Origin of the sequence: Nonomuraea rubra (genome assembly GCF_014207985.1) — a bacterium.
GTDB classification, from domain to species: Bacteria; Actinomycetota; Actinomycetes; order Streptosporangiales; family Streptosporangiaceae; genus Nonomuraea; species Nonomuraea rubra.
Map to the genome: position 1 here is coordinate 2,708,289 of NZ_JACHMI010000001.1, position 14,134 is coordinate 2,722,422.

At 71.5% G+C, this 14,134-nt stretch carries 13 protein-coding genes; 5 read left to right on the top strand and 8 right to left on the bottom strand.

Annotation, left to right across the window (positions count from 1 at the left end):
• The first annotated feature begins 26 nt into the window (after window positions 1–26).
• Window positions 27–2,789 carry a helix-turn-helix transcriptional regulator gene (locus HD593_RS12380; RefSeq protein WP_185102308.1) on the top strand — a complete coding sequence of 921 codons (2,763 nt, stop codon included), beginning with the start codon at window positions 27–29 and terminating at the stop codon, window positions 2,787–2,789.
• Window positions 2,790–2,805: 16 nt separating this feature from the next.
• Here the strand turns inward: HD593_RS12380 and HD593_RS12385 are convergent, their stop codons facing one another.
• A complete protein-coding gene (locus HD593_RS12385) occupies window positions 2,806–3,150 on the bottom strand; it encodes a hypothetical protein (RefSeq protein WP_185102309.1) in 345 nt (114 codons plus the stop codon).
• Window positions 3,151–3,292: 142 nt separating this feature from the next.
• Here HD593_RS12385 and HD593_RS12390 point away from each other — a divergent pair, with 142 nt between their 5' ends.
• The gene (locus HD593_RS12390; protein WP_185111797.1) at window positions 3,293–3,880 is read left to right on the top strand and encodes a DUF1707 and DUF4870 domain-containing protein; all 588 of its coding nucleotides are present in this window, start codon (window positions 3,293–3,295) and stop codon (window positions 3,878–3,880) included.
• Window positions 3,881–3,946: 66 nt separating this feature from the next.
• Here HD593_RS12390 and HD593_RS63325 read toward each other — a convergent pair whose 3' ends face one another.
• The 3 genes from HD593_RS63325 to HD593_RS12405 form a co-directional block, all read right to left on the bottom strand.
• Window positions 3,947–4,756, bottom strand: a complete 810-nt coding sequence (locus tag HD593_RS63325) for a septal ring lytic transglycosylase RlpA family protein (RefSeq protein WP_281402453.1) — start codon at window positions 4,754–4,756, stop codon at window positions 3,947–3,949.
• Window positions 4,757–5,006: 250 nt separating this feature from the next.
• Window positions 5,007–6,530 carry an ATP-dependent DNA ligase gene (locus tag HD593_RS12400; protein WP_185102310.1) on the bottom strand — a complete coding sequence of 508 codons (1,524 nt, stop codon included), beginning with the start codon at window positions 6,528–6,530 and terminating at the stop codon, window positions 5,007–5,009.
• A gap of 158 nt (window positions 6,531–6,688) precedes the next feature.
• On the bottom strand, window positions 6,689–7,063 hold the full coding sequence (locus HD593_RS12405) for an FKBP-type peptidyl-prolyl cis-trans isomerase (RefSeq protein ID WP_185102311.1): 375 nt from the start codon (window positions 7,061–7,063) through the stop codon (window positions 6,689–6,691).
• Between the two features lie 79 nt (window positions 7,064–7,142).
• On the opposite strand from HD593_RS12405, the gene HD593_RS12410 reads away from it, so the two are divergent.
• Window positions 7,143–7,898 carry an SDR family NAD(P)-dependent oxidoreductase gene (locus HD593_RS12410; protein ID WP_185102312.1) on the top strand — a complete coding sequence of 252 codons (756 nt, stop codon included), beginning with the start codon at window positions 7,143–7,145 and terminating at the stop codon, window positions 7,896–7,898.
• A gap of 79 nt (window positions 7,899–7,977) precedes the next feature.
• Here the strand turns inward: HD593_RS12410 and HD593_RS12415 are convergent, their stop codons facing one another.
• Window positions 7,978–9,417 (bottom strand): GuaB1 family IMP dehydrogenase-related protein, encoded by a 1,440-nt coding sequence (locus tag HD593_RS12415; RefSeq protein WP_185102313.1) that lies wholly within the window; start codon window positions 9,415–9,417, stop codon window positions 7,978–7,980.
• A 96-nt stretch (window positions 9,418–9,513) separates the two neighbouring features.
• On the opposite strand from HD593_RS12415, the gene HD593_RS12420 reads away from it, so the two are divergent.
• A complete protein-coding gene (locus HD593_RS12420) occupies window positions 9,514–9,966 on the top strand; it encodes a GyrI-like domain-containing protein (RefSeq protein ID WP_185102314.1) in 453 nt (150 codons plus the stop codon).
• Here the strand turns inward: HD593_RS12420 and HD593_RS12425 are convergent.
• Window positions 9,951–10,487, bottom strand: a complete 537-nt coding sequence (locus tag HD593_RS12425; RefSeq protein ID WP_185102315.1) for a TetR/AcrR family transcriptional regulator — start codon at window positions 10,485–10,487, stop codon at window positions 9,951–9,953. The two genes, HD593_RS12420 and HD593_RS12425, sit on opposite strands and share 16 nt — an antisense overlap.
• Before the next feature lie 79 nt (window positions 10,488–10,566).
• Between HD593_RS12425 and HD593_RS12430 the strand changes: the two genes are divergently transcribed.
• The gene (locus HD593_RS12430) at window positions 10,567–11,787 is read left to right on the top strand and encodes an FAD-dependent monooxygenase (RefSeq protein ID WP_185102316.1); all 1,221 of its coding nucleotides are present in this window, start codon (window positions 10,567–10,569) and stop codon (window positions 11,785–11,787) included.
• On the opposite strand, the gene HD593_RS12435 is transcribed toward HD593_RS12430, so the two are convergent.
• The gene (locus tag HD593_RS12435) at window positions 11,744–12,895 is read right to left on the bottom strand and encodes a cytochrome P450 (protein WP_185102317.1); all 1,152 of its coding nucleotides are present in this window, start codon (window positions 12,893–12,895) and stop codon (window positions 11,744–11,746) included. The genes HD593_RS12430 and HD593_RS12435 overlap by 44 nt on opposite strands.
• Window positions 12,892–14,013, bottom strand: a complete 1,122-nt coding sequence (locus tag HD593_RS12440) for a CaiB/BaiF CoA transferase family protein (RefSeq protein WP_185102318.1) — start codon at window positions 14,011–14,013, stop codon at window positions 12,892–12,894. Before HD593_RS12440 ends, HD593_RS12435 begins: the two co-directional genes overlap by 4 nt.
• Between the last annotated feature and the right edge of the window lie 121 nt (window positions 14,014–14,134).

Sequence of the window (14,134 nt, forward strand, 5' to 3'; positions counted from 1 at the left end):
AAAAGGATGCCCGATACCCTGGCCGGGTGCGCGAAGACCCCCTGCCTGACCTGCGCGGCCGGCACCGCGAACGCGAAGCCCTGGACCGCCTGCTGGAGGGCGTACGGACCGGCCGGAGCGAGGTCCTGGTGCTGCGGGGGGAAGCCGGCATCGGCAAGACCGCCTTGCTGAATCAGCTGTGCGACCGTGCTTCCGGATGCCGGTTGGCACGGGCGGCGGGCGTCGAGTCGGAGATGGAGCTGGCGTTCGCGGGCCTGCACCTCCTCTGCGCACCGTTCCTGGACCACCTGCCCGCGCTGCCGGACACGCAGGCGGATGCGCTGCGGATCGCCTTCGGCCTGCGGGGCGGGGGCGCCCCCGATCGGTTCCTGGTCGGCCTGGCAGTGCTGACGCTGCTGTCGAAGGTGGCGGAGGAACGGCCGCTCGTCTGCGTGATCGACGACGCGCAGTGGCTGGATAGGGCCTCGGCGCAGACGCTGGCCTTCGTGGCCCGGCGGCTGGTCGCCGAGTCGGTCGCGATGGTCTTCGCCGTGCGGGAGCCCGGCGACGACAAGACCCTCGCCGCGCTGCCGGAGCTGACGGTGCACGGCCTGGAGCCCGACGACGCGCGGGCACTGCTGGAGTGGGCTCAGCCCGGTCCTCTGGACGAGCAGGTACGCGACCGGCTCGTGGCCGAAACGCGCGGGAATCCGCTCGCCCTGCTGGAGCTGCCGCGCGGGCTGCCGGTCGAAGAGCTGGCGGGGGGTTTCGGGCCGTTCAGGTGGCCGGAGGTCTCAGCCGGCATCGAGGAGAGCTTCCGCCGCCGAGTCGAGGCGCTCCCCGCCCCGGCCCAGGCGCTTCTGCTGGTGGCGGCGGCGGAACCACTCGGTGATCCGCTGCTGCTGTGGCGCGCGGCGGACCGGCTGGGCATCGGGCCCGCGGCGGCGGACCCGGCGTACACCGACGGGCTGATGACGATCGGCGAGCGCGTCGTCTTCCGTCACCCCCTCGTGCGTACGGTGGTGTACCGCTCGGCCCAGGCGCAGGACCGGCGGGCGGCGCACCTGGCGCTGGCCGAGGCGACGGACCGGGACACCGATCCCGCTCGCCGGGCCTGGCATCTTGCCGCCGCCGCGGAAGGCCCGGACGAGGAGGTCGCGGCCGAGCTGGAACGCTCCGCCGGTCAGGCGCAGGCCCGTGGTGGCCTGGCGGCGGCGGCTTCGTTCCTGCAACGCGCGGTGGCGCTGACGGCGGATCCGGTGCGGCGGGCGGAGCGTGCGCTCACCGCCGCGGGGGCGAGCGTTCAGGCGGGTGTCTTCAACGTCGCGCTGGGGCTGCTGGCCACGGCGGAGGCCGGGCCGCTCGGGGACCTGCAACGCGCCCGCGCGAACCTGCTGCGCGCCCAGGCCAGGTACTGGCAGACGCGCGGCAGCGAAGGCCCCCTGCTGCTGCTACAAGCGGCGCGGACGCTTGAGCCCCTCGACCCTGGGCTGGCGCGCAAGACCTACCTCGACGCCTGGAGCGCGGCGCTGTTCGCGGGTGCCATGACGCGCGGCACCAGCATGGCCGAGATCTCCGGCCAGGCCCTTGCCTGCCCGCGCCCTGAAGGTCCTCCGGAGGCCGCCGATCTCCTCCTGGACGGCCTCGCACTCGCCGTGACCGGCGGGCGTGACGCGGCCGCGTCCCTCCTCCGGCAGGCGGCGGACAGCTTCGGCGGAGACAGCGCGGCCACGATCCAGGAGGTCGTTCGTTCCACTGCGGCGGCCGTGATGGTGTGGGACTACGAGGCCTGGGCCGGCCCCCTGACCCGTCAGATCCGGATCGCTCGTGAATCGGGCGCGCTCAGCGTGCTGCCCGTCGCCCTCGACGTCCTGGCCCAGGCTCTGTGCGTGGGCGGAGATCTCAGGGGCGCGGCCCTGCTGATCGCCGAAGCCGGCGCGGTCACCCAGGCGACGGGGTCGCGGATCGCTTCGTACGCGAGGCTCATGCTCGCGGGCGCGCGGGGACGTGAGGCCGAGGCCCGCACGCTGATCAACGTGACGATCTCGGAGGCCAAGGCCGCGGGGCAGGGCTGCGCCGTGCAGTACGCCCGGTCGGCCACCGCCATGCTCTGCAACGGCCTCGGCCGGTACGAGGAGGCGCTGGTGGCGGCCCAGCAGGCTACCGACGACACCCCTGAGCTGTTCGTTTCGGACTGGGCCAGGATCGAGCTGGTCGAGGCGGCCACCAGGGCCGGCCGTCCGGAGGCGGCACGCGCCGCGCTCGACCGGCTTCGCCAGGGCACTGCCGCCGCGGGCACCGACTGGGCACTCGGCGTCGAGACGCGCCTGCGCGCGCTGCTGAGCGACGGGGCGGACGCCGATCGCCTGTACCGCGAGGCGATAGAGAGGCTGTCGCCGACGCGAGTGCGTCCGGAACTGGCCCGTGCGCACCTGCTCTACGGTGAGTGGCTGCGGCGCGCCGGCCACCGCGTGGCCGCGCGGGATCAGCTGCGGCAGGCGCTCGAGCTGTTCGGCGAGATGCGCATGGACGCGTTCGCCGAGCGGGCGCGCCGGGAGCTGGCCGCGGCGGGGGAACGAGTGCGGCGGCGCAGGGTGGACGCCTTCGACGAGCTGACGGCCCAGGAGGCGGAGATCGCGCAGCTCGCCGTCGCCGGGCGGAGCAACCCCGAGATCGGCGCCCAGCTGTTCCTCAGCCCGCGGACCGTCGAATGGCACCTGCGCAAAGTGTTCATGAAGCTCGGCGTGACCTCACGCCGCGAGCTGGCCGGCGCGCTGAACGCGACCGGCCGCACAGCGGAGTCAGCCTGAACCACAACGGCAGGGGTCAGAGGCTGCCTTCTTCCTTCCTGCGACGCTCGTTGTACGCACGCATCCGCGGCGGGTACCCGGTGAGCTGAACGTCGTAGACAGGCAAGGCAAGATCGCGGGCGACCTTGTGGATCACAGCCGGCGAGCCGACCCTGCGCCTGGTCCACTCGCCATCGTCGGCCACCGCCACAGCGGTCGTATCGGTGGCAAATGTCTCTGGCTCGACGTAGAACTCGACACCGCGCCGCGAACGGGCAAAGGCGATGAGCGCCTCGATGTCGGCGTCTGTCGCCTCTCGGTCGAACTTCGCGATCTTGCGGCCGCGCAGTCGACGAATGCCGTAGCGGTCTCGCCATCTCATGAATCCTTTTTATACCGTCTGGAGCGCTTGCGTCGGGGATGATCTCGGGGACGAATCCGGGATTCTCCCGATGGCACCGGAGGTATCCGCGACGCAGTATGGGTGGTGACGGTTCGATTCCCTAAGGAGAGGCATGACGACAATGGCTGGGGTACCGAAAACCCCCGGGCCGGGACAGGTGCCGCCAGCTCATCTGCGCGTCACCAACCAGGACCGGGAGAACGTGGTCGAGCACGTCAAAGCCGCCTACGCGGAAGGCCGCTTCGACAAGCTCGAATTCGACGACCGCCTGGAGCGCGCCATGACGGCGCGCACGCACGGCGACCTGGTGCCCATCATGAACGAGCTGTACGGCCCGCAGGCCGTGCCCAGGGCCGCCGCCGCGCTCCCGCATCCGGCGTCGCAGCCGGGCACGGCGGAGAGCAACGAACGTCTCGGCGGAGCCCTCGCCCACGCGCTGCCGATCGTCGGATTCCCGATCCTCGGCCCGCTGCTCCTGCTGCTCACCGGCGGCAAGACCTCGCCCTACATCCGCAAGCACGCCCTCGAGGCACTCAACTTCCAGATCACGGTCGTAGGCGCCTCGGTATTGTTGCCGCTGACCTTCGTCGGCATCGTGCTGGTGCCGTTCATCTGGGTCGCGGCGGTGGTTCTCGCCGTCGTCGGCGGGGTCTCGGCGCTGTCGGAGGGCGATTTCCGTTATCCGCTGACAATCCGCCTGGTGAAGTGACGGCCAAGCCGGACCGAAATGCCCTTTCCGCCCTGCGGAGACCTGCTGTCGGAGTTGTCCATGGCCTCAGCGGCCCAGCACCTCGTACTTGACCCGCATCACGCCGGCGTTGATGTTGCCGATGGCGGCGAAGGCGGCCCTGGACAGGTCCAGGCAGCGTCCCCCGATGTACGGGCCCCGGTCGTTGATGCGGACCGTGACGGACTCGCCGTTGTCCGGGTTGGTGACGCGGACCTTGCTGCCCAGCGGAAGGGTCTTGTGGGCGGCGGTCATGGCGGCGGGGTTGAAGCGTTCGCCGCTGGCCGTCATCTGGGGCTCGCCGTAGTAGGAGGCGCCGCAGCGGCCGGAGGACAGGACGCGGTACCTCGGCTTCGTCGCCTCCGCCTCTGCCTCCGCCTCCGCCGTCTCGGTCTCGGTCTCGGTCTCGGTCTCGGTCTCGGTCTTCGACTCCGTCTGCTTGGCCGGCGTTCGGGCGGGCCGCGAGGTCTCGTCCGATCGTGAGGAGGTTGTGGAGGGATCCACGGGCTGGGCGGGGGAGCGTGTGCCGGGCTGTGGGGACCGGGTGGTGTCCGGCTGGGCGGCCGCCGCTGGGGGTTCGGGGGCCGGGGATGAGGCCGGCTTCGGGGAGAGGGCCGTGGTCCGGGCGGGGGAGTCGTCGTTGCCGATGGCGGCCCATGCGGTGGTGGAGGCGGCCGCGAGGACGGCTGCGCTGACGGCGACGGTGGTCCAGCGGCGCTTGTTCGCGGTGAGCTTGTGGCCCTGACCTGACCGCGCACGGTCCTGAGCAGACGCCTCGCGGTCCTGGGCAGGTGGCTTGGGGGCCTGGGGAGAGGGCTTGCGATCCTGTCGGGACGGCTTGCGGGTGTGCTGGCCCAAGGTAAACCACGGTCCTAGGTAGGGGATAGGGCAGGGAAAGGCCTGGGCCGTGAGGGGTGGGGGCGTGCGGCGGCCGATCCCGCTGCGGGATGGGGGATCCCGCGCGATGGGCACGAACATATGCGACAAAGAGCAGGTAAAGGCAACTTAATGGGACATCCAGTGAAATTTCTCACTTATGCCGCACGGGGTGCCTTGAAGGCCGACCATACGCGGTGGATCTGATCGTTTCCGGAGAACGCGGAAACGATCAGATCATCAGGGAGCGCACCGTTTCGACGGTGTCGGCGTCCTCGACGCGCTTGTCCGGGCGGTATCGCAGCACCCGGGCGAAGCGCAGCGCCATGCCTCCCGGGTAGCGGGGCGAGCGCTGCACCCCGTCGAACGCGATCTCCACGACCAGCTCCGGCCGCAACCGCACCGTCCACTCGTCCGTCGGCCCCTCGGCCAGCTCCAGGAAGCGCTCGGTCTGCCAGGCCAGCAGCTCGTCCGTCAGCCCCTTGAACGTCTTGCCGAGCATCACGAACCCGCCCTCCGGGTCGCGCGCACCCAGGTGCAGGTTGGAGAGCTTGCCCTCGCGGCGGCCGTGCCCCCACTCGGCCGCGAGGACCACCAGGTCGAGCGTGTGACGCGGCTTGACCTTGATCCAGCCGGCCCCACGCCGGCCGGCCGCGTACGTGGAGGCGAGCGACTTGACCACGAGGCCCTCGTGACCGGCCTTGACCACGTCGATGAAGAACTTCTCGGCCTCGGCGACCTCCCCCGTCACCAGCCGGGGCGTCAGCAGGCCCTGCGGGACCGTGCGGGCCAGGACCTCCTGGCGCTGCGCGTACGGCAGGTCGAGCAGGTCGGCGCCGTCCACGCGCAGCGCGTCGAAGAAGAACACGCTCAGCGGCGTCTGCGAGCGCAGCGCGGCCACGTTCGTCTTGCTGGAGACGCGGCTGGCCGTCACCTGGAACGGATGCGGCCGCCCGTCGGGCCGCAGCGCGATCACCTCGCCGTCGAGCACGAGGTCGCCGGACGGCATCTCCAGCACCGCCTCGACCAGCTCGGGCACCTGCGGCGTGATGTCGTCGAGCGTACGGGTGAACACCCGCACCTCCGGGCCGGAGCGGTGGGCCTGGACGCGTACGCCGTCGAGCTTCCACTCCAGCGCCGCCGGAGCGCCGGCCTTCTCCAGCGCGGCGGCCACGTTCGGCGCGCTGCCCGCCAGCATGGGCGCGACCGCGCGCCCCACCTCCAGCTTGAACGCGTGCAGCGCCGCCACCCCGCCGCTCAGCGCGGCCGCGCCGACGGCCGGGAGCCAGCCGCGCAGCGTCAGCGCGCGGCGGACGTCCGCCGACGGGGCGCCCGACGCCTTGGCGACCGCCTCGATCATGACGCCGTCGAGCGCGCCCTGGCGCAGCTCGCCGTGCAGCAGCCGCCGCATGAACTGCTGCTCCTGGCTGGTCAGCCCGGCGAACAGCTCGGCCACCAGCGCCTTGCGCGCGGCCTGGGAGCCGGGGCCGGAGACGGCCTTGATCCGGGTCAGCAACCGGTCGGCGTCGGTGAGCGTGGCGGTGGCGGCCAGCTTGGGCTGCGGGATGTCCTCCAGCGTGCGCCAGCCCACGCCGACCTGGCGCTGGGGCAGCTCGCCGGACAGGTAGGAGATCGCGATCTCCGCCTCCTCCGGACCGACCCGGCCCAGCAGCTCCGCCAGGTGACCCACCTTGCCGAGCCTCGCGGACGTGCGCGTCACCGCCTCGGACACCCGGACCACGTCGATCAGAAGCACACGCCTATGGTGCCTTACGCCGGCGACATTTCCCCACTTGATAACGGCATATCCACGCGATGTGTCGAAAACGGGGAAGGCGCCGGGCCACCAGGACACCGGCGCCTCGCCGGGCCGGCGGGCTGCCGGCGGCGGCCCGGCGCCTCCTCGCGGAGGTGTCAGCTCACGCCGAGCAGGTCGACGACGAAGATGAGCGTCTCGTTCGGCTTGATGCGCGGAGGCGCGCCGCGGGTGCCGTAGCCGAGGTGCGGCGGGATGACCAGCTTGCGCCGGCCGCCGACCTTCATGCCCGCGACGCCCTGGTCCCAGCCACCGATGACGCGCCCGGCGCCCAGCGGGAACTCGAACGCGTCGCCGCGGTTCCACGACGCGTCGAACTCCTCCCCGGTCGAGAACGACACGCCCACGTAGTGGACGCGGACGTTCTGGCCGGGCTTGGCCTCGGGGCCGTCGCCGACGGTCAGGTCCTCGATCTCGAGGTCCTTGGGCGGTTCGCCGCCCGGAAAATCGATCTCGGGCTTCTGGAGTGCCACGAAAGTGCTCCTGTTGACGGTTGTTCTCTGAAGAGAATGGACCCGACGACTCTATGCGCTCGGGATATGGTCAACGTTCATGGCCGCCCTTTCTCCCGACGCGTTCCTGCTCACCGGCCGCGTGGCCGTCGTCACCGGGGCGGCCAGGGGCATCGGCCTGGCGATCGCCGAGGCGTTCGCGGCGTTCGGCGCCCACGTCGCGGTCTGCGACCGCGACAAGCCGGACGGCGAGCTGGCGATGACGCTCGACGTGCGGGACCACGTGGCGGTGGAGGTGTTCGCGCAGGCCGTACGCGAGCGGTGGGGCCGCGTGGACGTGCTGGTCAACAACGCGGGCGGCACCTTCCACGCCGGGTTCGCCGACACCTCGCCGCGCGGCGAGCAGATCCTCATCGAGGAGAACTTCACGCAGGTCACCGGCATGGTTCGGATTCTGCTGCCGATGATGTCCCCGGGCGCGTCGATCATCAACGTGACGTCGAGCGAGGCGCACCAGGCCGCGCCCGGGTTCGCCGTGTACGCGGCCATGAAGGCGGCCGTGGCGAGCCTGACGAAGTCGCTGGCGCTGGAGCTGGCCCCCAGCGGCATCAGGGTCAACGCCATCGCCCCCGACGCGATCAGGACCGAGGGCGAGGCGGGCGTGCGCGAGCGCATGCTGGCCCGCCCGCTCCCCTACGAGCCGGTACGCGTGCCGCCCCTCGGCCACCTGGGCGACCCCTGCGACGCCGCCGCGGCGGCCCTGTTCCTGGCCGGCGACCTGGCCAGGTTCGTGACGGGCACGACGCTGCACGTGGACGGCGGGATCAATGCCGCGGGCGGCTGGCGCAGGACGTGATGAGACCGCCCGAACCCTGAGCACGGGGCCGCGCCGACGGCAAAAGCCGCGCCGACGGCCCAGGGGCCGCGGCGGTGGCTCACCAGCTCTGATGCAGCGGCATGCCCTCGGCGTACCCCGACGAGCTCTGGATCCCCACGACGGCCTTGGCGTGGAACTCCTCCAGGTTCGACGCCCCGGCGTACGTGCACGACGACCGCAGCCCGGCCACGATGGCGTCGATCTGGTCCTCCACACTGGGCCGCTTCGGATCGAGGTACATCCTGGACGTCGAGATGCCCTCCTCGAACAACGCCTTCCTGGCCCGCTCGAACGCGGAGTCCTCGGCCGTCCGCAACCGCACGGCCCGCGCCGAGGCCATGCCGTAGTTCTCCTTGTACGCGCGCCCGTTCGCATCGACATGGGTGTCGCCCGGCGACTCGTACGTGCCCGCGAACCACGACCCGATCATCACGTTCGACGCCCCGGCGGCCAGGGCCAGCGCCACGTCGCGCGGATGCCGCACGCCCCCGTCGGCCCACACGTGCCGCCCCAGGCGGCGGGCCTCGGCGGAGCACTCCAGCACGGCGGAGAACTGCGGCCGCCCGACGCCGGTCATCATCCGGGTGGTGCACATGGCGCCGGGCCCGACGCCGACCTTGAGGATGTCGGCACCGGCGTCCACCAGGTCGCGCACGCCGTCGGCGGTCACCACGTTGCCGGCCGCGACCGGCACGCCGGGGTCGAGGGCCGTGACGGCGCGCAGGGCGGAGACCATCTTCTCCTGGTGGCCGTGCGCGGTGTCGACGACCAGGCAGTCGATTCCGGCCTCCACCAGCTCCTTGGCCTTGGCGGCGACGTCGCCGTTCACGCCCACGGCGGCGGCGATGCGCAGCCTGCCCTCGGCGTCCACGGCCGGCTCGTAGAGGGTGGCGCGCAGGGCGCCCGTGCGGGTGAGGATGCCGACGAGCCGGCCTTCCGCGTCCACGATGGGCGCCAGGCGGTGGCGGCCCTCGTGCAGCCGGTCGAAGGCGGTGCGCGGGTCGAGCCCGGCGGGGAGCGTGAGCAGCTCGCTCGACATGACGTGGGAGAGCTGCGTGTACAGGTCGATGTCGCGGCAGTCGGCCTCGGTGACGACGCCGACGGGGCGGTTCTCCCAGTCGACGACGATGATCGCGCCGTGTGCCCGCTTGGGCAGCAGTTGCAGGGCCTCGCCGACGGTGTCGTGCGAGGTCAGGGTAAGGGGCGTGTCGTGGACGAGGTCGCGGTTCTTGACCCAGTCGACGACGTTCGCCACGACGTCGAGGGGGATGTCCTGCGGGATCACGGTGATGCCGCCGCGCCGCGCGACGGTCTCGGCCATGCGCTTGCCGGCGACGGCCGTCATGTTCGCCACGACGATCGGAATGGTCGTGCCGGTGCCGTCGTTCGTCGAAAGATCGACTGCGAGCCGGGAACCGACCGCGGAACGCGACGGGACCATGAACACGTCGCTATAGGTCAGGTCGTAATGCGGCTCGAGGTCGTTGAGAAATCTCACGTTCATCCATCTTATGTGCTGACAGGTCAACAAGGCTTTTCCCCGTTTCGCGGGGCCTTATGATCGGCCGGGACACTTTTGGGGGAGGGAGGGCCTGTGAACGTCACCGAACGGGCCGAACTGGTGGTGGTCGGTTTCGCCGTACGCACCACCAATGCCGACGAGCTGGATCCGGCTCGGGCCAAACTGCCCGCGTTGTGGCAGCGGGCCGGTGCGCCAGGGGCTTTCGCGCACGTGCCCGGCCGCGTCGACGAGAACCTGTACGCGGTGCTCACCGATTACGAGAGCGACCATCACGGGGCCTTCACGCAGATCGTCGGCACGGGCGTGCGCACGGTGCCGCGGCTGCCGGAGGGCATGGTGGCCGTACGCGTGCCGGCCGCTCACGCGCTGAGGCTGGAGGTCCGCGGCCCGATGCCGCAGGCCCTGGTCGAGTCGTGGCAGGCGGTGTGGAAGCACACCGAGTCCGGTGGCACGCCGGCGCGTGCCTTCACGACGGATCTGGAGGTGCACCACCCCGACGGGGTGGATCTCTACGTGGCCGTCTGACGGAACCCGAGCGCGACGGCCGCCGCCTCGACGGCCGTCGGCTTGACCTCCTCCAGCGTCAGCTGCGCGAACTCGACCGCGCAGTCCGACATGCCCCCCAGCGCCACCGTCGCGCGGATCTGCTGCTCCAGCGCGAGCTCCGGCCCCAGCAACCTGGCGACCAGCTCCCGCCGCCATTCGAACATGCGCGTGCCCAGGTCGAGGAAGCCGAGCGTGGACAGGTCGCGCACCATCATCACGATCACCTCGCGGTGCCGCCAGATCAGCTCGAAGTAGTCGCCGAGCAGCTCGCGGGGATCGTTCTCCACGGCCCGGTCCCGCAGGAACCCCTCGATGTCCTCGACCAGCGGCTGCACGATGCTGCGCACCAGGTCGTCGCGTGAGGAGAAGTGGTAGTAGAGCGCGGGCTTGGTGATGCCCAGCCGGTCGGAGATCTGGCGCAGGCTGGTGTTCTGCACGCCCTGCCGCACGAACAGCTCGCGGGCGACCGCCTGGATGCGCGCCTTGGTGTCACTGGGCATGGATCAAGGATAGTCCTTACCTTCCGTTAAGTAAGTCAGCGTGCTAGCGTCCTTACTTAACGGAAGGTAAGGAGGGGTCATGAGGGTTCTCATCTCCGGGGCGAGCGTGGCGGGGCCTGCGCTCGCGTACTGGCTGACCAGGTACGGCTTCACCGTCACCGTCGTCGAACGGGCCCCGGCGCTGCGCAAGGCGGGCGGCCACGCGGTCGACCTGTTCAAGCCCGCCATGGACATCGTCGAGCGGATGGGCGTGCTGGAGCAGGTCGTGGCCAGGAAGACCGGCACCGAGCGGCTCACCCTGCACACCGAGCGCGGCGCCCGCGTGGACCTGGAGCTGCGGCGCATCCTGGGCGCGGTCTCCGACCGGCACGTCGAGATCATGCGCGACGACCTGAGCGAGATCTTCTACGAGGCCACCCGCCACGACGCCGAGTACGTCTTCGGCGACTCCATCACCTCGATCTCCGAGGAGGGCGAGGTCACCTTCGAACGCGGCGAGCCGGACAGGTTCGACCTGGTGATCGGCGCCGACGGCCTGCACTCCAACGTGCGCCGCCTGGTCTTCGGCCCCGAGTCGCGCTTCACCCACTGGGTCGGCGCCTACCTCGCGGTCATCTCGGTGCCCAACTTCCTGGGGCTCGACAACCACATGGAGGGCATCGCGGCGGTGGGCAGGATGGCCGTCATGTACGGCGCGGCGCACCTGGACGACGCGCGGGCCGGGTTCTTCTTCAGGACGCCCCAGCCGCTCGACTACCACCACAGGGACGTCACCCGGCAGAAGGAACTGCTGCGCGAGCACTTCGCCGGCCTCGGCTGGGAGGTGCCCAGGCTGCTGGCGGAGCTGGACCGCACGCCCGCGTTCTACTTCGACTCGATCACCCAGCTCCGCCTCGACACCTGGTCGAGCGGCCGGGTGACCCTCGTCGGCGACGCGGGCTACTGCCCGGGGCCCGCCGTCGGGGGCAGCACGAGCCTGGCGGTCGTGGGGGCGTACGTGCTGGCGGGGGAGCTGGCCGCACACGGCGGCGACCACACGCGGGCCTACCCGGCGTACGAGGCCGAGATCGGCGAGTACGTGCGCCGCAGCCGCACCTTCGCGATGAACGCGGCGAAGCGGATCGTGCCGGGCAGCCGGTCCGACCTGTGGACGATGACCCAGGGCGTGCGGCTGGTCAACCGCCTGCCCGTCGCCCTGACCAGGGCCGCGATCAAGCTCGGCAGCAAGGGGGTGCGCCTGCACGACTCGATCGCGCTCAAGAGCTACGCAGCACCACGGGAAACGACGTCACACCCCTGACGAAGGCGTTGGGCAGGATGCGCGGCCCGCCGGAGTCGGCCCACTCGGCCGACCCCACCCGGTCAAGCCACTCCTCGAAGAAGATCCGCAACTCCAGCCTGGCCAGGGCCGCGCCCAGGCAGAAGTGCGTGCCCAGGCCGAACGCGATGTGCCCGCCCGGCTTCCTGGTCACGTCGAAGACGTCCGGGTCGCCGAACACCTCGGGATCCCTGTTCGCCGACCCGTACATGAGCAGCACCTGCTGCCCCTCGCGGATCTGCTGCCCGTGCAGCGTGGTGTCGCGGGTGGCGGCCCTGCACATGTTCAGGACGGGCGTGGTCCAGCGGATGAACTCCTCCACCGCCCCCTCCATCAGGCCCCGGTCCGCGCGCAGCAGGCGCCACTGGTCCGGGTGGCGGATCAGCGCGTCGATGGTGGTGGCGATGACCGTCCTGGTGGTCTCGGCGCCGCCGTCGAGCAGCAGCAGAGCATCGTTGGCCAGGCACTCGTCGTCGTAGCCGGGGGTGGCGCACCACAGGGACAGCAGGTCGTCGCGCGGGTGGGCGCGCCGCTCCGCGGCCAGCTCCAGCACGGCCTGGCCGTACTCGCCGGCGGCCACGGCGGCCTCGTGCGTGACGTAGCGCAGGCCGCCGCCGGCCACGATCGTGGTCTCCGACCAGTGCTTGAGCCGGGGCCAGTCCTCGTCGGGGAAGCCGATCAGCCAGCCGATCATGCGGGCGGGCAGCGGCGCGGCCAGCTCGTTCACCGCGTCCACCGTGCCCCGCTCCAGCGCGCGGTCGATGAGCTCGACGACGACCTCGCGGACCCGGGCGGCGTAGCGGGCGTGCACGTGGCGGGGGGTGAAACGGCGGTAGACCAGGCGGCGGCGCTCGGCGTGCTCGGGGTCGTCCAGGCCGATCATGGACGGCTCCGAGGGGAGCTGGGGGCGGTAGCCGGCGGTGCTGGTCCACAGCCGGGGGTCGCGCTCGATGGCCGAGATGTCGGCGTGGCGGGAGACGCCCCACAGGCCGTTGGGCTCGTCGCGGTAGACGGGCGCGTGCTCGCGGAGCCAGGCGTAGACGGGGGACGGGTCACCGGCGTAGAGGTCGCCGTCGAGTAAGTCGATCATGCGAGTACCCCTTGGCTGCGTAGCTTGTCCGCCTCCTCCTGGGACAGGCCCCAGCCGGACAGGTCGGCCAGGCGGGTGGCGGGGGAGAGGTCCTGCGCCGGCACGCCGAGCAGGCGCGGCGCGGGCGCGGGGTGGGTGACGCCGCCGACCTGGACGAAGGAGCCGCGGGCGGCGTTGTGCGGGTGGGCGGGCGCCTCGGCCATCGACAGCACGGGCGAGACGCAGGCGTCGGAGCCGTCGAAGAGCTCCTCCCACTCGGCCCGCGTCCGCTTCCTGAACTCCTCGGCCAGGCGGGCCTTGAGCGCGGGCCACTGGGCCCTGTCGTTCCTGTCGGGCAGGTCGGTCGGGCCCATGAGGGTGACCATGGCCTCCCAGAACTGCGGCTCCAGCGAGCCCACGGCCACGTGCTTGCCGTCGGCCGTCTCGTACGTGTCGTACTGCGGGGCGCCGGTGTCGAGCAGGTTCGTGCCGTGCGGCCCCCAGTGCCCGCCCTGGACCGCCTGGTAGAACATCGAGAACAGGATCGCCGCGCCGTCCACCATGGCCGCGTCGATCACCCGGCCCAGGCCGGTGCGCTCCCGCTCGAACAGGGCCAGCAGCACGCCGTACGCGAGCATGAGCCCGCCGCCGGCGAAGTCGCCCAGGATGTTGATCGGCGGGGTCGGCTTGTCCCCCTCGCGGCCCAGCATCGACAGCACGCCCGACACGGCGATGTAGTCGATGTCGTGCCCGGCGGTCGGGGCCAGCGGCCCGTCCTGCCCCCAGCCGGTCATCCGGCCGTAGACCAGCCGCTCGTTGATCGCGTGCAGGTCGTCGGGCCCGATGCCGAGCCGTTCGGCCACCCCCGGCCGGAACACCTCGATCACGACGTCGGCGTGCCGGACGAGCTCCTTGAACGTGGCCACCCCCTCGGGCGCCTTCAGATCCAGCCCGATCGTGTGCTTGCCGCGATCCATGACATCGGTGCGCGGGCGGTCGGAAACCGCCTTGACCCGGTCGATCCGCAGGACGTCCGCCCCGTGATCGGCTAGCATCATCCCCGCGAACGGCCCAGGGGCGAGGCCGGCGAGCTCCAGCACTCGCACCCCGGACAGCGGACCTCGGCGAACCTCAGGCATCGACCCCTCCTCGGCTGTGGACCCTGCCCCAGTAGAACAACATTCGGTGAACTGGTGCAAGCGGCCTTACCGACCTTCCGGCGAAGATCTGGGAGGTATGGGAAACTTGCCCACTGTCGGG

Bases quoted from the DNA above. Each gene is read 5' to 3' on its own strand.
- HD593_RS12435 (WP_185102317.1), bottom strand. From the start codon at position 12,895: ATGATCGACTTACTCGACGGCGACCTCTACGCCGGTGACCCGTCCCCC.
- HD593_RS12425 (WP_185102315.1), bottom strand. From the start codon at position 10,487: ATGCCCAGTGACACCAAGGCGCGCATCCAGGCGGTCGCCCGCGAGCTG.
- HD593_RS12440 (WP_185102318.1), bottom strand. From the start codon at position 14,013: ATGCCTGAGGTTCGCCGAGGTCCGCTGTCCGGGGTGCGAGTGCTGGAG.
- HD593_RS12390 (WP_185111797.1), top strand. From the start codon at position 3,293: ATGGCTGGGGTACCGAAAACCCCCGGGCCGGGACAGGTGCCGCCAGCT.
- HD593_RS12385 (WP_185102309.1), bottom strand. From the start codon at position 3,150: ATGAGATGGCGAGACCGCTACGGCATTCGTCGACTGCGCGGCCGCAAG.
- HD593_RS12410 (WP_185102312.1), top strand. From the start codon at position 7,143: ATGGCCGCCCTTTCTCCCGACGCGTTCCTGCTCACCGGCCGCGTGGCC.
- HD593_RS12430 (WP_185102316.1), top strand. From the start codon at position 10,567: ATGAGGGTTCTCATCTCCGGGGCGAGCGTGGCGGGGCCTGCGCTCGCG.